This is a genomic window from Geodermatophilus sp. SYSU D00703 (assembly GCF_054050155.1).
Genome location: NZ_JBJGYU010000010.1, coordinates 1 through 17,350, shown reverse-complemented (window position 1 = coordinate 17,350; position 17,350 = coordinate 1). Strand labels below are relative to the sequence as shown.

Here is a 17,350-nt window from a genome sequence, read left to right as displayed (position 1 = left end):
GCTCACCGGAGCCTGTACCGCTGCAGCTTGCCCGTGGCCGTGCGGGGGAGCTCGGTGCGGAACTCGACCGCGCGGGGGCACTTGTAGCGCGCGATCACCTGCGTGCAGTGCGCCTGCAGCTCCTCGGCGCTCACCTGACCGGTGCGCTCCGGCGCCAGGACGACGAAGGCCTTGACGATCGTGCCGCGGTCGGGGTCCGGAGCGCCGACCACCGCGCACTCGACCACCGCCGGGTGGGTCAGCAGCGCCTGCTCGACCTCGGGTCCGGCGATGTTGTACCCGGCCGAGATGATCATGTCGTCGGTGCGGGCCCGGTAGGTGTAGTAGCCGTCGGCGTCGCGCACGTAGGTGTCGCCGGTGTAGTTCCAGCCGTGCCGGACGTAGACCTCCTGGCGGTCGCCGTCGAGGTACCGGCAGCCGGTGGGACCGCGGACGGCGAGGTGGCCCTCGGTGCCGTCGGGCACCGGGTTGCCGTCGTCGTCGAGGACGGCGGCGGTGTAGCCGGGCACCGCGCGGCCGGTCGAGCCGGGTCGGATGTCGTCGTCGGCCGCGGCGATGAAGACGTGCAGCATCTCGGTCGACCCGATGCCGTCGATGACCCGCACCCCGCTGGCGTCGTGGACCCCGTGCCAGACCGACGCCGGCAGCGGCTCCCCGGCCGAGACCGCCCGGCGCAGGCCCGCCAGCCGCCCGCCGCGCCCGCCGGCCACGATCGCCCGGTACGCGGTCGGGGCGGTGAACAGCACGGTGACCCCGTGCTCGGTGACGGCGTCGGCGAGCCGGTCGGGGGAGGGCTGCTCGAGCAGCAGCACGCTGGCGCCGGCCCGGAGCGGGAAGACCAGCAGGCCGCCGAGGCCGTAGGTGAAGGCGAGCGGTGGGCTGCCCGCGAAGACGTCGTCCGGCTCCGGGCGGACCACGTGCGCCGAGAAGGTGTCGGCGATGGCCAGCACGTCGCGGTGGAAGTGCATCGTGGCCTTCGGCCGGCCGGTGGTGCCCGAGGTGAACGCCATGAGCGCGACGTCGTCCGCCGCCGTCGGGACGTCGGCGAAGCCCTCCGGCTGCCCGGCGGCCCGGACCGTGAGGTCGTCGGGCCCCTCGCCCCCGTAGGGCACCACGGTCAGCCCGGGGACGGCGGCCCGGGTCAGGTCGTCGGTCAGCCGCGCGTCGCAGAGCGCGACCGTGGGCCGGCACATCTCGCCGATCGTCGCCAGCTCGCCCGCCCGAAGCGCCGGCATCGTGGTCACCGCGACGCCGCCGGCCTTGAGGACGGCGAACCAGCACGCGACCAGGTCCGGGCCGTTGAACCCGCGCAGCAGCACCCGGTTGCCGGGCACCACCCCCAGGTCCGTGCTGAGGACGCCGGCGATGCGGTCGGCCCGGGCGCGCACCTCGGCGTAGGTCCAGGCCGGACCGCCGGGGGCCCGGACGCACGGCCGATCGGGACCGAGCCGGCCGATCGTGCCGTCGAGCAGCTCCGTGGCGCAGTTGAGCCGCTCGGGGTAGCGCAGGTCGCCGAGGTCGATGACCGGCCACTGCCCGGGTGCGGGGAGGTGCTCGCGGCAGAAGGGATCGACGTGGGCCGAGGCGGACAGCGGCGGGGCGCTCAGGGTCATGGGAGGACCTCCCTGCGGTCGCCGGGTCCGGCCGCGCCGGGCCCTGCCCGCCAGTATGGCGCTGCGCTGACGGGAGTCAACGGCGCGGCATGGAGGATGGGAGGTGCCCTATCGTGGGCTCGTGACCGCCGTCGAGGAGGCGGCGGCGCCGGTCGCCGTCGTCCTGCCGCCCCGCCAGCTGATCGTCAGCCTGTACGGCCTCTACGCCCGGGAGCGCGGGGGCTGGCTGTCGGTGGCCGCCGTCGTCCGGCTGATGGCCGACCTCGGGGTGGAGGAGGCCGCCGTCCGGTCGTCGGTGTCCCGGCTCAAGCGGCGCGGTGTGCTCGACGCGCGGCGGCAGGGCGAGATCGCCGGGTACGCGCTCACCCCCGAGGCGCTGGAGGTGCTGGCCGAGGGGGACGCGCGGATCTTCGGCCGGCGCCGCGCCCGCGAGGAGGACGGCTGGCTGCTCGTCGTCTTCTCCGTCCCCGAGTCCGAGCGGGGGCGCCGCCACCGGCTGCGCTCCGAGCTCACCCGCCTGGGCTTCGGCACCGTGGCGCCCGGCGTCTGGATCGCCCCCGGACACCTCGGCGAGGAGGTCCGCGAGGTGCTGCGGCGGCGCGGCCTGGCCGGCTACGTCGAGACCTTCGCGCAGGCACGGGTGTCGGCGGCGGAGGCGCGGGCCGGCGTCGCCCGCTGGTGGGACCTCGACACGCTGCACGAGCGCTACGCCGGGTTCCTGGACCGGCACACCCCCGCGCTGGCCCGCTCCGCCGCCGACCGGCCGCTCGACCCCGCCCGGGCCTTCGCCGACCACGTCCGCCTCGTCACCGACTGGCGGGTGCTGCCCTACGCCGACCCCGGCCTGCCGCTGGAGCTGCTGCCCGGCGACTGGAACGGCGCCCGCGCCGCCGACCTGTTCGCCGAGCTGGCCGACCGGCTCGCCGGCCCTGCTCGCGCGCACGCGCGGCGCCTGCTCGACGGGTGACTCAACCGGGCAGGACGGCGGTGCCCTGCACCTCGACGAGGGCCTCGTCGTCCCACAGCCGGGCCACCCCGATGCCGGCCATCGCCGGGTAGTCGTCGCCCACCAGCCGCCGCCACACCGCGCCGATCTCGCGCGCACGGGCGCGGTAGTCGGCCAGGTCGACCGCGTAGACGGTGAGCGAGGCCAGGTGCGCGGGCTCCCCTCCGGCGGCCCGCAGCGCGGTCAGCAGGTTGCCCAGCGCCTGCTCGAACTGCGCGACGACGTCGGTGCCGACGATGCGCCCGTCGGCGTCCATCGCGGTCTGCCCGGCGAGGAAGACCGTCCGCCCGGGTGGGGCCACCACGGCGTGGCTGTACCCCGAGGGCCGGGCCAGTCCCGGCGGGTCCACCCGCTGCACCGCACTCACGACTGCACCGCCCCTCCGTCGACGTTGATGCCCTGTCCGGTGATCGCCGCGCTGGCCACGCACAGCAGCACGGCGTCGGCCACCTCGTCCGGGTCGACGAGCCGGCCGATCGGCTGGCGCCGGGCGAGCGCCTCCCGCGCCTGCTCCTCGGTGCGCCCCGTGGTCGCGCTGATCCGGGCGACGGTCTGCGCGGTCATCGGGGTGTCGACGTAGCCGGGGCACACGGCGTTGACCGTGACGCCGCTGCCGGCCACCTCGGCGGCCGCCGACCGGACCAGTCCCAGCAGCCCGTGCTTGCTGGCCGTGTAGGCCGCGACGTAGGGGTCGCCGCGCTTGGCCGCGGTCGACGCCACGGCGACCACCCGGCCCCAGCCGGCCCCGACCATCCCCGGCAGGACGCGGCGCAGCAGGCGGAACGGGGCGGTGAGGTTGAGGTCGAGCACCCGGGCCCACTCCTCGTCGGTGGTCCGCGCCAGCGGCGCCGAGGTGCCGGCCCCGGCGTTGAGGACGAGGACCTCCACCGGGCCACCCCACGCCCGCTCGACGGCGCCGACGACGGTCTCCGCGGCGCCGGCGTCAGTGAGGTCGGCGGGGACGACGAGCGCCAGCCCGCCCAGGTCGCCGGCGACCGCGGCCAGCTCGTCGGCGCTGCGGGCGGTGAGGGCGACCGGGTGCCCCTGGGCGGCCAGCCGGCGGGCGACGGCGGCGCCGATGCCCCGCCCCGCGCCGGTCACCAGGCAGCGGCGGGGGACCACGGGCGGCAGCTTGCCAGCCGCTCGTGACGACCGTCAACATGACGACATACCGGCTCCGGCGGCGTCCGCTCCGGCCGCGCCGGCGACCACGGAGGGGTGGTGGGCATGCGGCCCGAGGAGTTCACCGACGTCCGCTACGAGGTCGAGGAGGACAACCACGCGGTCGTCACCATCGACCGCCAGGAGCGGATGAACAGCTTCCGCGGCCGCACCGTCGACGAGCTGATCTCGGCGTTCAAGCACGCCTGGGCCGACCCGCGCGTGGCCGCCGTCATCCTCACCGCCGCCGGCGAGCGGGCCTTCTGCACCGGCGGCGACGTCAAGGAGCGGGCGGAGACCGGCGGCTACGGCGAGACCGAGTGGGGCACGTTCGAGATCGAGCGGCTGCACCGGGTCATCCGGGACATCCCGAAGCCGGTCATCGCCGCGGTCAACGGCATCGCGATCGGCGGCGGGCACGTGCTGCACGTCCTCTGTGACCTCACCGTCGCCTGCGAGGAGGCCACGTTCGCGCAGTCCGGACCGCGGGTGGGCTCGTTCGACGCGGGCTTCGGCTCGGCCTACCTGGCACGCGTCGTGGGGGAGAAGCGGGCGCGCCAGATCTGGTTCCTCCTCGACCGGTACGACGCCGCGACCGCCGAGCGCTGGGGTCTGGTCAACGAGGTCGTGCCGCGGGAGCGCCTGCTCGACACCGCGCGCGAGTGGGCGCGGAGGATCGGTTCCTACTCGCCGACCGCCCTGCGGTTCCTCAAGCACTCGTTCAACGCCGACACCGACCACCTCGGCGGCATCTCGCACCTCGCCTTCGACGGGCTCTCGCTGTTCTCGGTCAGCGAGGAGGGCATGGAGGGCGCCCGCGCCTTCGCCGAGAAGCGGCCGCCGGACTTCCGCCGGTTCCGGTGACCCGGCCGCGCGAACCGCTACAGGGACCTTGACCCCGGGCGAGCACGCGTCGAACATCCGGGGGCATCCCCACCGGGCCGACGTCGTCATCGAGGGGGCAGCCGTGATCGGCACGTTCAGCGTCCCGCGCATCGAGTCCGAGTCCCTCCCCGACGGCCGGCTGCTGCTGCGCTCGGCGGAGCCGCTGGCCGAGCACCCGGTCAGCGTCGTGCACTCCTTCCGCGCCGGCAGCGAGGCCCACCCCGACCGGCTGCTCGTGGCCGAACGCGCGGGGGACGGGTGGGCGCGCTCGACCTGGGCCGAGGTGCGCGCGCAGGCCGACCGGCTGGCGCAGGGACTCCTCGACCGCGGCCTGGCCGACCGGCCGGTCATGGTGCTGTCGGGCAACAGCCGGATCCACCTGGCGGTGGCGCTCGCGGCGATGACCGTCGGCGCCCCCGTCGTCCCGACCAGCGTCGCCTACTCCCTGCAGAGCGCCGACCACGCGAAGCTGCGCGCGATGGCCGACCTCGTGGATCCCGGCCTCGTGGTCGCCGAGGACGCCTCCTTCGCCGCCGCGGTGGCGGCCGTGGCCGGGGACCGGCCGGTGCTGAGCCGGGACGGCGACCTGCCCGGCTCGGTGCCGGTCGCCGCGTTCGGCGCCGAGCCGACCCCCGAGGTGGACCGCCGGTGCGCCGCGCTGCGCCGGGACGACGTCGCCAAGGTCCTGTTCACCTCCGGGTCGACCGGCTCGCCGAAGGGCGTGCTGACACCGCACGGGATGCTCTCGGCCAACCAGCAGCAGATGCGGCAGGTCTGGCCGTTCCTCGCCGAGGAGCCGCCCGTGCTGCTGGACTGGCTGCCCTGGAGCCACACCTTCGGCGGCAGTCACGACCTGAACATGGTGCTCACCAACGGCGGCACGCTCTGGATCGACGACGGCCGCCCGGCTCCGGCGCTGGTCGGCCGGACCGTGCGCAACCTGGCCGACGCCCGCCCCACCGTCTACTTCAACGTGCCCGCCGGCTACGCCGCCCTGCTCCCGCACCTGGAGCGCGACCGGGCCGCGGCGGCGGCCTTCTTCGACCGGCTGCGGCTGGGCTTCTTCGCCGCCGCGGCGCTGCCGCAGCAGCTGTGGGACCGGATGGAGAAGCTGGCCGCGGAGCACGGGGCCCGGATGCAGATGACCACCTCGTGGGGGCTGAGCGAGACCGCCCCGGCCGCGACCAGCGCGCACTACCCGATCACCCGCAGCGACGTCCTCGGCGTGCCGCTGCCGGGGGTGGAGCTGGCGCTGGTGCCGGTGGGGGAGAAGACGGAGGTCCGGGTGCGCGGCGCCAACGTGACGCCCGGGTACCTGGGCCGGCCGGACCTCACCGCCGCCGCCTTCGACGAGCACGGCTTCCTCCGCACCGGGGACGCCGTGGCCCTCGCCGACCCCGACGACCCCGCGGCGGGCCTGCTGTTCCGCGGCCGGATCGCCGAGGACTTCAAGCTGTCCACCGGCACGTTCGTCAGCGTGGGGACCTTGCGGCCGCGACTGCTGTCGGCGTCCCGGGGCCTGCTGGCCGACGCCGTGGTCTGCGGCCAGGACGGCGACGTCGTCACGGCGATGGCCTGGCTCGCGCCGCAGCACGCCGCCGGACGGGTCGACGCCGACGGCGTGCCGGACCCGTCCCTGCGCGGGGAGCTCGAGGCGACCCTGAGCCGGCTGGCCGCCGAGGGCGGGGGGTCCTCCCAGTGCGTGGAGCGGCTGCTGGTGCTGACCGAGCCCGCCCAGCTGGACGCCGGGGAGGTCACCGACAAGGGCTACGTCAACCAGGCCGCCGTCCGGGAGCGGCGGGCCGGCCTGGTCGCGCTGCTCACCGCGGAGCCGGCGCCCCCGCAGGTCGTCGTCCGGCCCGCGGGGCAGGATCGCTGACGTGCTCGACGGCCACCTGCTCGTGGACGCGCACGTCCACGTCCCGCACCTGTCCACGCTGGCGCCGGCCTGGATCGAGTGGGCCCGGCAGTTCGGCCGGCCGGGGGTCCTCGAGGAGGTCTGGCGGCCCGACGGCAGCCCGGACCCGGCCGCGCTGACCCGGCTGTTCGCCGAGGACGGCGTCGACGTCGCGCTGCTGTTCTGCGAGTACAGCCCCAAGGCGACCGGCTACCAGCTCTTCGACGACCTGCTGCCGCTGGTGGAGCACGACCCGCGGCGGTTCCGCCCGGTGGCCAACGTCAACCCGCACCTGCACTTCCCGATCGCCCGGGAGCTCACCCGCCAGCTGGACCTCGGCGCGGCCGCGCTGAAGATCCACCCGGTGCACGGCGGGTTCCGCGCCGACGACGCGGCGATGTACCCGGCCTACGCCGTCCTGGTGGAGCGCGGCGTACCGCTGGTCGTGCACTGCGGCACGAGCAGCTTCCCGGGGTCGACCAACGCCTACGCCGACCCGGTGCTGCTCGACGCCGTTCTGCGCGACTTCCCGGAGCTGCAGGTCGTGCTGGCGCACGGCGGTCGGGGTTGGTGGTACGACGCGGCGGCGTTCCTGGCGGTGTCCCGGCCGAACGTCTGGATCGAGCTGTCGGGGCTGCCGCCCAAGCGGCTGCCGGAGTACTACGCCCGCTTCGACCTCGCCCGGCTGGCGAGGAAGTGGGTCTACGGCACCGACTGGCCCGGCGTCCCCGGTCCGGCGGCGAACGCCCGGGCCGTGGCCTCGCTGGGTCTGCCCGAGGACGTCGTCCCGCTGGTGCTGGGCGGCAACGCGCTGCGCGTCTACTCGGGACTGGACCCGGCCTGAGCGGCCTACCATCGCGCCGTGGTCGACGGTCAGCCCCGCGACATCGCGTGGCGTCGCCGCCTGCACGAGCGGAGGGCGGCCGGCACCGCCCGGCTGACGGCCGCTCAAGAGCGGATCGCCCGGTCCAACGAGCGGGTGCAGCAGCTGCGGGAGCTGCTGGCGGCCTGGCCGGCGTCCCGGCCGGAGCCCACGGCGCTCGACGGCGGGGACGCCGACCCGGACCGGGCGCTGGCGGAGCTGCAGGACGACCTGTCCTGGGCGCTGGAGCAGCTGGAGATCCGCACCCAGGAGGTCCGGTCACTCCAGGACTCCCTCGCCGAGAGCGAACGCGAGCTGGCCGCCACCATGCGCGAGCTGCGGGTGCTCAACGAGGAGCTGCAGGAGCTGAGCAGCCGGGCTGCCGACCGACCGGTGCTCTCTCACCGGTCCCGGCCGCCCAGGCCCTTGAGACGCTCGTAGCCGGGAGGAGGTGCCCCGGAGCCGGCGGCGGGCGGGCAGCTCAGTCGCCCTCGTCGGGCTCGGCCTCCGCGTGTTCCTGCTCGGCTCGGTGGAGGTGCCGGTCGGCCCGCTCCGAGATCCGGTGCGCGTGCTCGCGGATCTTCTCCGCGGAGGGCAGCCGGTCGGCGACGTCGAGCAGGAGCTCCTCGGTCCGGTGTTCCGCGTCGGCGACGCGGCGATGGCTGTCGGCGACCTCGCGTCGCACCCTCGCGCGCGTCGCGCGCGCCTCCTCCGTCAGCTTCTCGACCTCGTCCGGGCTGACCACAGCTGCAGGATAGGTCTGCGTGGGGCGGGGAGGCGCGGCCGACAGTGTTCCGGACCTTGTGGGCGCCATCGGTCGGCGGGACCCTCGGCACATGGAGTCCGACGGGCGGACCCTCCACGAGGACGCGGAGGGGGCGGAGCCCGAGCGCGCGCGGGCCGAGCAGGTGCAGGTCTCCCGACAGCTCTGGGAGGACATCCGTCACCACCAGGAGCGGTTGCGGGAGATCGCCGGTGAGGTGGCCACGACGGAGAGCCACGTCGCGGCCACGTTCCGGGAGATGGCCGAGCAGGCGCGCCGCGAGGGCCGCCTCGACGTCGCGCGGCGGCTGGAGACCGAGGCTGCGGCGGCGCTGTCCGGTGCTGAACAGCAGCGCAAGCGCGCCGAGCAGCGCCCGGCCGGACCCTCCTCCAGGGAGCCCGACCAGGCCGGCACCGAGCGCCGCGCTGTCGCGGTGCGCCGCACCCTGGACGATGCGACCCGGCAACGGGAGGAGGCCGCCCGCCGGAGGGACGAGGCCGCCCTCAGGCGTGACGAGGCCGCAAGGCGGCGGGACGAGGCCGCGGTGGAGCGCGACCAGCGGGCCGTGGAGCGCGCCCAGGCCGCGGCACGCCGGGCCCCGGATGACGACCGTGCGGGGGACGACACCGACCTCAGCAGCGCCCAGCAGGACCGGCTGGCGTCGGCCCGGGACCGCGACGCCGCCCGCGGCGACCGGGAGGCCGCCGCGCGCGACCGGTCCGCGGCCGCCGCCGACCGCGAGCAGTCCGAGGTGGACCAGGAGACCCGCTACTGACCGGCCCAGGGACCCCTGGCGTGTCGCCGCGCCGGGCATCCGTCAGGATGGGGCGGATGCACTCGGGGGAAGGGGAGGTCGGCCGTGGGCAAGCACCGGGCACGTGACGCGGACCCCACCGACTTCGACGCGGCGACCAGCGCCCTCGTCGACGTCAGCGGCGACTACGAGGTGGACGCCGCCCACACGCGGATCGGCATCCGCGCCCGCCACGCCATGGTGACCACGGTGCGCGGGTCGTTCACCGACTTCGCCGGGACGGCGCACCTGGACGTGGCGAACCCGCCGGCCAGCTCGGTGACGCTGCGCATCCGGACGGCGAGCGTCGACACCGGCCAGCCCGACCGCGACGCCCACCTGCGCTCCGCCGACTTCCTCGACGTCGAGCGGTGGCCGGAGATCGTCTTCGTCTCCACCGACGTCGAGCAGGTCGACGACGAGACGTACACGGTGACCGGCGACCTGACCATCCGGGACGTCACCCACCCGGTGACGGTCGACTTCGCGCTGACCGGCTCGGCCAAGGACCCGTTCGGCAACACCCGCGTCGGCTTCGAGGGCGCGCTGGCGATCAAGCGCAGCGACTGGGGCCTGACCTGGAACACCCCGCTGGACACCGGCGGCGTCCTGGTCAGCGACCGCATCCAGATCGAGTTCGACGTCTCCGCGGTCCGCACGGCCTGACCGGGGCGCCGGCGGGTCGACCCCCGGCGTCCGCGGCTCGGCCGGCGCCGTCGTCAGTGGCCCCGGCGGTCGCGGTAGCGGGCGGCGCGCCGGGCGGCGGCGGCCCGACGGCGCTCGCTGTCGCGCAGGTCCCGCTGGTGCGCGACCTCCTCGCGCCGGGCGGTGGCGGTGCCGGCCGGGTAGCCGGCCTTCACGACCCGGTCCTCGGTGGTCTCGGGCATGGAGGCCAGGGAGTGGATGAGCCCGAGGGAGATCCCGCCACCGGAGACCGCCGCGCGCAGCCCCGGGGGAGCGGGCAGGAAGACCATGATCAGCGCGATCGGGACCGACATCTGGACGACCCGTGCTGCCACAGTGCGAGCATCACCAGGTAGTGCGGGTGGGTCAGGCCCACGGGTTCGAGCACCGGGCGGTGGACGGCGACCACGTTGCGGTGCACCAAGCACCGGAGTCCCTGCAGCGGCCTCAGAGGGCCGGCTTCATCGTCCCCTCGGTCAGGAACCGGGTGTGCCAGCTCAGCGCCTCGGCGAGCAGGTGGGGGGTGTGCCGTCCGGGGGCGTCGCGCATCGCCCGCTCGACGTAGTCCCGCAGCAACGGCCGGTAGTCCGGGTGGGCGCAGCGCTCGATGACCAGTTCCGCCCGGCGGCGCGGCGCCAGGCCGCGCAGGTCGGCCAGCCCCTGCTCGGTGACGATCACGTGCACGTCGTGCTCGGTGTGGTCGACGTGGCTGACCATCGGCACGATCGCCGAGATCGCCCCGCCCTTGGCGGTCGACGGGGTCAGGAAGAACGAGATGTAGGCGTTGCGGGCGAAGTCACCCGAGCCCCCGATGCCGTTCTGGATGCGGCTGCCCATCACGTGGGTGGAGTTGACGTTGCCGTAGATGTCGGCCTCGATCAGCCCGTTCATCGCCAGGACGCCGAGCCGGCGCACGATCTCCGGGTGGTTGCTGATCTCCTGCGGGCGCAGCACGATCCGCTCGCGCAGCGTCCGCGCCTCGGCCTCGAACCGCGCCGTCCCCTCCGGGCTCAGCGAGAACGCGGTCGCCGACGCCGCCACCATGCGCCCGGAGCACAGCAGCTCGAGCATGCCGTCCTGGATCACCTCGGTGTAGGCGGTCAGCCCCTCGAACGACGACGTCCCCAGCCCGGCCATGACCGCGTTCGCCACGTTGCCGACCCCCGACTGCAGCGGCAGCAGCTCGCGGGGCACCCGGCCGCGGGTCACCTCGTGCTCGAGGAACTCGACGATGTGGCCGGCGATGGCCCGCGAGGCGTCGTCCGGCGGGGCGAACGGGCTGTTGCGGTCCGGGGCGTCGGTCTCGACGACGGCGACGACCTTCTCCTCGGGGCAGCGCAGGTACGGGACGCCGATCCGCTCGTCCGGCCGCACCAGCTGGATGGGTCGCCGGGCCGGGGGCAGGGCGGTGCCGTAGTAGACGTCGTGCATCCCGTCGAGCGCCTCGGGCTGACGCGCGTTGACCTCCAGGACCACCCGGTCGGCCAGGTCCAGCCAGGTCTTGTTGTTGCCCACCGACGAGGAGGGCACCAGGTCGCCGTCGGCGGTGATGCCGCTGACCTCGACGACGGCGACGTCCAGCGGGCCGAGGAAGCCCATCCACGCCATCTGCGCGACGTGCGACAGGTGTACGTCGATGTACTCCATGCGGCCGGCGTTGATCTTCTCGCGGCTGACCGGGTCGGACTGGTAGGGCAGCCGCAGCTCGATGCCGTCGGCGGCGGCGAGCGCGCCGTCCAGCTCTGGAGCGGTGGAGGCGCCGGTCCAGACGTTGACCCGGAACGGCTCGCCCGCGTCGTGCGCGTCGTGGATCTCCCGAGCCAGGGCCTGGGGGACCACCTTCGGGTAGCCGGCTCCGGTGAAGCCGCTCATGCCGACGGTGTCGCCGTGCCGGACGTGCGTGGCGGCGACATCCGCCGGTACGACCTTGCGGGCCAGGCCCGCGTGCCTGATGCGGCCCGACTGCGCCATGGGCCGAGGCTACGCGGCGGTGTCCGACGGCCACACGGCCAGCAGGGTGCGGACGGCTGTCACCAGCGCCAGGGGCTGGTGGAGCATCGGGTGGTGCCCCGCCTCCGGCAGCTCGACCACCGGCAGGGGGACGGGGGCGAGCGCGGCCATCTCGGCGGCCATCTCGCGGGTCGGCGGGGCGCACGACCTCCTCGTCGGCCACGGTCGCGTCGGCGAGCACCTCGCCGAGCGTCCCGCCGTCCACCGTCGCGACGTCGAGGTCGAGCAGGTGGCGCAGCCGGGCGAGCACGGCCCGGGTGCCGCCGGCCCGCTCGAGGTCCTCGATGAACGCCGGCCCGTTGGGGCGGACGGCGCACAGCAGCGGCACGCGGTCGGCCAGCTCGGCGAACAGCCCGGGGACGTCGACGTCCACCGCGGCCTCGTGCGCCACCGCCTGCAGGTGCGTGATGGCGTTGACCGATCCGCTGATCGCCAGCATGACGGTGACCGCGTTGCGGAACGCGCCCGGCGTCATCACCCGGCGCGGGGTCATCCCCTCGGTGACCAGCTCGACGATGCGCGCCCCGGCGCGGGCGACGGCGTCCCACATGGCCGGGCCGTTCGCCTGCACCGGGCTGGCGTCGGGACGTCGAGCCGCCCGGCCGCCATGAGGTGGGCCGGCGAGGTCTTGTCGCAGGAGGCGAGGGTGACCATGCCGTCGAGCTGGTGCGCTCCGCGGCGATCAACGCGGCGATGGCCGGCTGCCTGCCCGAGTACCTCCCGGTCGTGCTCGCCGCGTGGGACGCGCTGACCGCCGAGGGGTACGCGGGCAAGGGCATCTGGCAGAGCCCCACCGGCACCGCGCCGCTGCTGCTGGTCAACGGCCAGGTCCGCGAGCGGATCGGGCTGAACTCCCGCGGCAACGTCTTCGGCTCCGGGTTCCGCGCGAACGCCACCATCGGCCGGGCGATCCGGCACTCCGCCATCAACGCCTTCGGCCTGCGCCCGCACCAGCTCGACCAGGCCACCCAGGGCACGCCGGCGAAGTACACCTGCTGCATCGCCGGGAACGAGGAGGACAGCCCCTGGGCGCCGTTCCCCACCGACCACGGCTTCGCCGCGGGGGACAGCACGGTGACCTCGATGCTCGTCCGCTCGGTCATCCACCTCGAGGCCCGGCACGCCACCGACCCCGAGCAGCTCGGCCGCGACCTCGCCGGCACGCTGGCCCGCACCGGCGCGCTGGTGCACGAGACGATCAGCGGCTGCCTGGTCCTCGGTCCCGAGCACGTCTTTGCCACGGCCGGGTGGTCGAAGTCCGACGTCCGGCAGTTCGAGTACGAGCACGCGGTCAACACCCGCGAGCGGCTGGCCGAGGTCGGCAAGGACGCCGTGTCGCGGGAGACCCGCTGGCGGCTGCCGGCCGGCCACCCGGACGCGGTGCCCGACACCGCCGCGGAGGCCGGGCAGGACGTCGTCCCGGTGCTCAGCTCGCCCGAGGCGCTGCTGGTCGTGGTGGCCGGCGCGCACAACGCCGGGGTCTCGGCGATCGCCGGGACCTTCGGGCCCCGCGGCGGGCCCCCGCGATCGCCCGCGTCCCGGCCGCCCCGGCCGCCTCGCCGACCCCGACCGCTGGGAGCGCCCGATGAGCACCGTGCACGAGCCCGCCCGCGAGACGCCGGTCTACGGCGAGTTCGACGTCGCCGTCATCGGCGGCGGCCCGGCCGGGCTGATGGCCGCGGCGTCCGCCGCCCGGGCCGGCCGCTCGACGATCCTGCTGGAGCGCTACGGCTTCCTCGGCGGCGCGGGCACCATGGGCGGGCTGTCCACCTTCTGCGGGCTGCACGCGAAGGTGCACGGCGAGCACCGGCATGTCATCCACGGCCTCGCCGACGAGCTGCTCGAGCGGCTGGTCGAGCTCGACGGCCTCGACGAGCCGCACCTGACCATCAACGACGGCATCCTCGCCCAGGCGTTCGACATCTCCGCCTACAAGCTGGCCGCCGACGAGCTGGTCACCTCCTCCGGCGCCCGGCTGCTGTTCCACGCCACCGCGGTCGGCGTGGTGATGGCCGAGGAGGGGGCGAGCGTCGACGCGGTCCTGATCGAGTCGAAGTCCGGGCGGGCCGCCGTCCGGGGCCGGGTCTTCGTCGACGCCTCGGGCGACGCCGACGTCGCCGCGTGGGCGGGGGTGCCCTTCGAGAAGGCGCCGCACCTGCTCTACCCGTCGCTGATGTTCCGGATCAACGGCGTGGACGTCGCCGCCGCCGGCCCGGCGCCGTGGCGCACCGTCGAGCGGCTGATGGAGGAGGCCGAGGCCGCCGGCACCCACCGGTTCCCGCGCAAGGAGCCGATCGTCCGGCCGCAGCGCAACCCGCTGGAGTGGCGGGCCGACCTCACCCAGCTGTCCGACCCCGACGGCAGCGCCGTCGACGGCACCGACGTCGACCAGCTGACCCACGGCGAGCTGCAGGGCCGCCGGCCCGGCGCGCGTCTACTCCTCCCGTGAGGAGGGACTCGCCGGCATGCGCAACGGCGAGGTCCAGCCGGGGGAGGTCGTCGTCCTCAGCGGGCTGGGCCTGCGCGGCTCACCCGGGATGGCGCTGACCTCGGCGTTCGTCTTCGCCCTCGACGGGGCCGGGCTGGGCGACCAGGTGGTCGTGGTCACCGACGGGCAGACGTCGGGCCTGGTCAACAAGGGCCTGGTCGTCGCCGAGGTGAGCCCCGAGGGGGCGGTGGGCGGCCCGCTGGGGCTGGTCCGCGACGGCGACCTCGTCTCCGTCGACGTCGACGCGCGCAGCCTCGAGCTGGAGGCGCCCGAGGAGGAGCTCGCCGAGCGCCGGGCGGCGATGCCGCCGCTGCCGCGGGCGGCCGGGTGCGGCTGGCTGTCGGTCTACGCCCGCTCGGTGGCACCGCTCTCGCGCAGCGCGACGCTGGGCGGCTGAGCCGCGGTCCGTCCGGCGAGGACCCAGGCCACCAGCGCGGCCAGCAGGCAGGCGACGCAGCCGATCGCCCCGATCACCGTGTACGCGCCGCCGGCCGGCAGCCCTCCGCCGGCCGGCGTCGCCACGGACAGCACCGTGGCGGTCAGGGCGCTGCCCACCGAGAAGCCGGCGTAGCGCAGCACCTGGTTGAGGGCCATCGCGCTGCCGGTCTCCCGGGGCGGGACGGCGGAGACGACCAGCCCCGCGGCCGCGGCGAAAACCGTGCTCACGCCGAGCCCGGCGACCGTCGTCACCACGACCAGGGACCACAGGTCCCCGCGGTAGAGGGCGAACAGCGCCTGCGCGCCGGCCATCAGCAGCGCGCCGACCGCCAGCACCGCCCGTGGGCGGACCCGCTCGCCGAGCCGCCGGGACAGCGGGCCGGCGAGCATGCCGGCCAGCGAGAACGGCAGGAGCAGCAGGCCGGCGACCAGCCCGGAGGCACCGAAGCCGTAGCCGCTGTCCGCGGGCGTCTGGGCCAGGATCGGCACCGAGCCCATCATGAGGTAGTTGGCCAGGCTGACCAGCAGCACCGAGGCGTGGCCGGCGGCCGGCAGCCGCCCGCGGGCCAGTCGCAGGTCGATGAGCGGGGCCCGGACCCGGAGTGCGACGAGCGCCCAGGCGGCGAGCAGCAGGAGCGAGGCCGCGGTCACCAGGAGCGTCCGCGGCGACGTCCAGCCCCAGGTCTCACCCTCGCTGAGGGTGAGCAGCGCACCGGCCAGGCCCGCGCCGAGCAGCAGCGCGCCGGCCAGGTCGAACCGGCGCGGGGGGACCGCGGCGGCCGGAGGGAGCACCAGGGCCCCGGCGGCGAGCGCGCCGGCAGAGATCGCCGTCGCCGTCCAGAAGGCGGCGGTCGCCCCCGCGTACGTGGCGATGGCGCCGGCGATGGGGAAGCCGAGGCCGACCCCGGAGACCACGGTGATCGACAGGGCGGCGATCGTGCGGCGGGAGCGCGGGGCGGGCAGCGCCTCCCGCGCCGTGGCGATGAGCAGCGGCATCAGGCCGAGCCCGAAGCCCTGCAGCCCCCGCCCGGCCAGGAACCAGCCGAGGGACAGCGGCAGCGCGGTGAGCACACCGCCGAGCACGACCACGACCAGCGCGGCCAGGGCGACCGTCCGCCGGTGCGACCCGTCGCCGAGCCGGCCGAGGACGGGTGTGGCCACCGCCCCCACCAGCAGGGGCATGGTGAGCGACCACTGCGCGACGTGCAGCGGGACGTCGTGCAGGTCGGCGACGGCCGGGATGAGCGGCGCGCCCACGCTGCTGGTCACCGCGACGACGGTGGCCAGCAGCACCAGGACGGGGATCAGCACCCCGGGGGAGCGCAGGCCCGCCCGGCGGCCGTCGCGGCGGTCTCGGACCGCCGTCGAGGACCCGACCACGCCGGTGGCCGGGTCGTCGACGGCGTGGGGGCGGTTCCTGGTCAGGCTGCGGCCTTCCCGGTCACGTTGTGCGGGTCGATGACGTACTTCTTCGCGGCGCCCTGGTCGAACTCGGCGTAGCCGCGGGGAGCGTCGTCCAGGCTGATGACGGTGGCGTTGACCGCCTTCGCGATCTGTACCCGGTCGTGCAGGATCGCCATCATCAGCTGCCGGTTGTAGCGCATCACCGGGCACTGGCCGGTGGTGAACGACAGCGACTTGGCCCAGCCGGTGCCCAGCGACAGGGACAGGGAGCCCTTCTTGGCCGCCTCGTCGATGCCGCCCGGGTCGCCGGTCACGTACAGCCCCGGGATGCCGAGCGCGCCGCCGGCGCGGGTGACGTCCATCAGGGAGTTGAGGACCGTCGCCGGCGCCTCCTGGGCGCTGGCCCCGTGGCCGCGGGCCTCGAAGCCGACGGCGTCGACGCCGCAGTCGACCTCGGGGACGCCGAGGATCTGCTCGATCTGCTCCTGGGGCTCGCCCTTGGACACGTCGACGGTCTCGCAGCCGAAGGCCCGGGCCGCGGCGAGCCGGTCCTCGTTGAGGTCGCCGACGATGACGACGGCCGCGCCGAGGAGCTGGGCGGAGACCGCGGCGGCCAGGCCGACCGGGCCGGCGCCGGCGACGTAGACGGTCGACCCGGTGGTGACGCCGGCGGTGTGGGCGCCGTGGTACCCGGTCGGGAAGATGTCCGAGAGCATGGTCAGGTCCAGGACCTTCTCCAGGGCCTGGTCGCGGTCGGGGAAGGGCAGCAGGTTCCAGTCCGCGTAGGGGACCATCACGTACTCGGCCTGGCCGCCCTGCCAGCCGCCCATGTCGACGTAGCCGTACGCCGAGCCGGGGCGGTCGGGGTTGACGTTCAGGCAGATGCCGGTCTTGCCCCCCTTGCAGTTGCGGCAGCGCCCGCAGGAGATGTTGAACGGCACCGAGCAGACGTCGCCGACCTGGATGAACTCCACGCCCGGGCCGGTCTCCACGACCTCGCCGAGGATCTCGTGGCCGAGCACCAGGCCGTGCGGGGCGGTGGTGCGGCCGCGGACCATGTGCTGGTCGCTGCCGCAGATGTTGGTGGTCAGCACCTTGAGGATCGCGCCGTGCGGCACCTGCCGCCCGACGTTGTCCGGGTGGACGCCGGGGCCGTCCTTGAGCACGAGCTCGGGGTACTCCAGGTCGCTGACCTCGACCTTGCCCGGGCCCTGGTAGGTCACGCCGCGGTTGTTCGCCATGGGGTCCTTCTCCTCGTCGTCGAGTGGACGCCGGCACCCTCGCGAGCTGCCGGCCGGTTCGGTCAACTGCTCTCCCGGGGGGCGGGAGGACGGCGCCGCCCTCCC

General features: G+C 75.3%; 19 protein-coding genes and 1 pseudogene. 9 read left to right on the top strand and 11 right to left on the bottom strand.

The window, feature by feature from the left end; all coding sequences use genetic code 11:
- Positions 1-2 precede the first annotated feature (2 nt).
- Positions 3-1,613, bottom strand: a complete 1,611-nt coding sequence (locus tag ACI782_RS12035) for an AMP-binding protein (protein ID WP_456909413.1) — start codon at positions 1,611-1,613, stop codon at positions 3-5.
- A 121-nt stretch (positions 1,614-1,734) separates the two neighbouring features.
- On the opposite strand from ACI782_RS12035, the gene ACI782_RS12030 reads away from it, so the two are divergent.
- Complete coding sequence (locus ACI782_RS12030) at positions 1,735-2,580, top strand: PaaX family transcriptional regulator (RefSeq protein ID WP_456909411.1); 846 nt, start codon at positions 1,735-1,737, stop codon at positions 2,578-2,580.
- A gap of 1 nt (position 2,581) precedes the next feature.
- Here the strand turns inward: ACI782_RS12030 and ACI782_RS12025 are convergent, their stop codons facing one another.
- Both ACI782_RS12025 and ACI782_RS12020 read right to left on the bottom strand, forming a co-directional pair.
- Positions 2,582-2,986, bottom strand: coding sequence for a RidA family protein (locus ACI782_RS12025; RefSeq protein WP_456909409.1), 405 nt, complete (start codon positions 2,984-2,986; stop codon positions 2,582-2,584).
- On the bottom strand, positions 2,983-3,741 hold the full coding sequence (locus tag ACI782_RS12020) for an SDR family NAD(P)-dependent oxidoreductase (RefSeq protein WP_456909407.1): 759 nt from the start codon (positions 3,739-3,741) through the stop codon (positions 2,983-2,985). The genes ACI782_RS12025 and ACI782_RS12020 overlap by 4 nt, the downstream gene beginning before the upstream one ends.
- A gap of 105 nt (positions 3,742-3,846) precedes the next feature.
- On the opposite strand from ACI782_RS12020, the gene ACI782_RS12015 reads away from it, so the two are divergent.
- The 4 genes from ACI782_RS12015 (at position 3,847) to ACI782_RS12000 (ending at position 7,865) form a co-directional block, all read left to right on the top strand.
- Positions 3,847-4,644 carry an enoyl-CoA hydratase-related protein gene (locus ACI782_RS12015; protein WP_456909405.1) on the top strand — a complete coding sequence of 266 codons (798 nt, stop codon included), beginning with the start codon at positions 3,847-3,849 and terminating at the stop codon, positions 4,642-4,644.
- Positions 4,645-4,747: 103 nt separating this feature from the next.
- Entirely contained in the window at positions 4,748-6,544 is a 1,797-nt protein-coding gene (locus ACI782_RS12010) for an AMP-binding protein (RefSeq protein ID WP_456909403.1), read from the top strand.
- A 1-nt stretch (position 6,545) separates the two neighbouring features.
- Positions 6,546-7,406, top strand: coding sequence for an amidohydrolase family protein (locus tag ACI782_RS12005; protein ID WP_456909401.1), 861 nt, complete (start codon positions 6,546-6,548; stop codon positions 7,404-7,406).
- Between the two features lie 18 nt (positions 7,407-7,424).
- On the top strand, positions 7,425-7,865 hold the full coding sequence (locus ACI782_RS12000) for a hypothetical protein (protein ID WP_456909399.1): 441 nt from the start codon (positions 7,425-7,427) through the stop codon (positions 7,863-7,865).
- A 40-nt stretch (positions 7,866-7,905) separates the two neighbouring features.
- Here the strand turns inward: ACI782_RS12000 and ACI782_RS11995 are convergent, their stop codons facing one another.
- Positions 7,906-8,169, bottom strand: a complete 264-nt coding sequence (locus ACI782_RS11995) for a hypothetical protein (RefSeq protein WP_456909397.1) — start codon at positions 8,167-8,169, stop codon at positions 7,906-7,908.
- A gap of 91 nt (positions 8,170-8,260) precedes the next feature.
- Between ACI782_RS11995 and ACI782_RS11990 the strand changes: the two genes are divergently transcribed.
- Together ACI782_RS11990 and ACI782_RS11985 are read left to right on the top strand one after the other, a co-directional pair.
- On the top strand, positions 8,261-8,962 hold the full coding sequence (locus ACI782_RS11990; RefSeq protein ID WP_456909395.1) for a hypothetical protein: 702 nt from the start codon (positions 8,261-8,263) through the stop codon (positions 8,960-8,962).
- A gap of 84 nt (positions 8,963-9,046) precedes the next feature.
- Positions 9,047-9,646 carry a YceI family protein gene (locus ACI782_RS11985; RefSeq protein WP_456909393.1) on the top strand — a complete coding sequence of 200 codons (600 nt, stop codon included), beginning with the start codon at positions 9,047-9,049 and terminating at the stop codon, positions 9,644-9,646.
- 53 nt (positions 9,647-9,699) lie between these two features.
- On the opposite strand, the gene ACI782_RS11980 is transcribed toward ACI782_RS11985, so the two are convergent.
- From ACI782_RS11980 to ACI782_RS11960, 5 genes and pseudogenes are all read right to left on the bottom strand, one after another.
- On the bottom strand, positions 9,700-9,999 hold the full coding sequence (locus ACI782_RS11980; protein ID WP_456909391.1) for a hypothetical protein: 300 nt from the start codon (positions 9,997-9,999) through the stop codon (positions 9,700-9,702).
- A gap of 112 nt (positions 10,000-10,111) precedes the next feature.
- Positions 10,112-11,635 (bottom strand): acetyl-CoA hydrolase/transferase family protein, encoded by a 1,524-nt coding sequence (locus tag ACI782_RS11975; RefSeq protein WP_456909389.1) that lies wholly within the window; start codon positions 11,633-11,635, stop codon positions 10,112-10,114.
- Positions 11,636-11,644: 9 nt separating this feature from the next.
- Entirely contained in the window at positions 11,645-11,797 is a 153-nt protein-coding gene (locus ACI782_RS11970) for a hypothetical protein (protein WP_456909387.1), read from the bottom strand.
- A 118-nt stretch (positions 11,798-11,915) separates the two neighbouring features.
- Positions 11,916-12,224 (bottom strand): annotated as a pseudogene (locus ACI782_RS11965) (dihydroxy-acid dehydratase domain-containing protein); the annotation flags it as partial.
- Positions 12,164-12,328 (bottom strand): hypothetical protein, encoded by a 165-nt coding sequence (locus ACI782_RS11960; protein ID WP_456909650.1) that lies wholly within the window; start codon positions 12,326-12,328, stop codon positions 12,164-12,166. The gene ACI782_RS11960 and the pseudogene ACI782_RS11965, both read right to left, overlap by 61 nt.
- A 931-nt stretch (positions 12,329-13,259) precedes the next feature.
- Here ACI782_RS11960 and ACI782_RS11955 point away from each other — a divergent pair.
- Together ACI782_RS11955 and ACI782_RS11950 are read left to right on the top strand one after the other, a co-directional pair.
- The gene (locus tag ACI782_RS11955; RefSeq protein WP_456909385.1) at positions 13,260-14,123 is read left to right on the top strand and encodes an FAD-dependent oxidoreductase; all 864 of its coding nucleotides are present in this window, start codon (positions 13,260-13,262) and stop codon (positions 14,121-14,123) included.
- A gap of 16 nt (positions 14,124-14,139) precedes the next feature.
- On the top strand, positions 14,140-14,559 hold the full coding sequence (locus ACI782_RS11950; protein WP_456909384.1) for a hypothetical protein: 420 nt from the start codon (positions 14,140-14,142) through the stop codon (positions 14,557-14,559).
- On the opposite strand, the gene ACI782_RS11945 is transcribed toward ACI782_RS11950, so the two are convergent.
- Together ACI782_RS11945 and fdhA are read right to left on the bottom strand one after the other, a co-directional pair.
- Complete coding sequence (locus ACI782_RS11945; protein ID WP_456909382.1) at positions 14,508-15,911, bottom strand: MFS transporter; 1,404 nt, start codon at positions 15,909-15,911, stop codon at positions 14,508-14,510. The two genes, ACI782_RS11950 and ACI782_RS11945, sit on opposite strands and share 52 nt — an antisense overlap.
- A 110-nt stretch (positions 15,912-16,021) precedes the next feature.
- On the bottom strand, positions 16,022-17,245 hold the full coding sequence (gene fdhA / locus ACI782_RS11940; protein WP_456909380.1) for a formaldehyde dehydrogenase, glutathione-independent: 1,224 nt from the start codon (positions 17,243-17,245) through the stop codon (positions 16,022-16,024).
- Between the last annotated feature and the right edge of the window lie 105 nt (positions 17,246-17,350).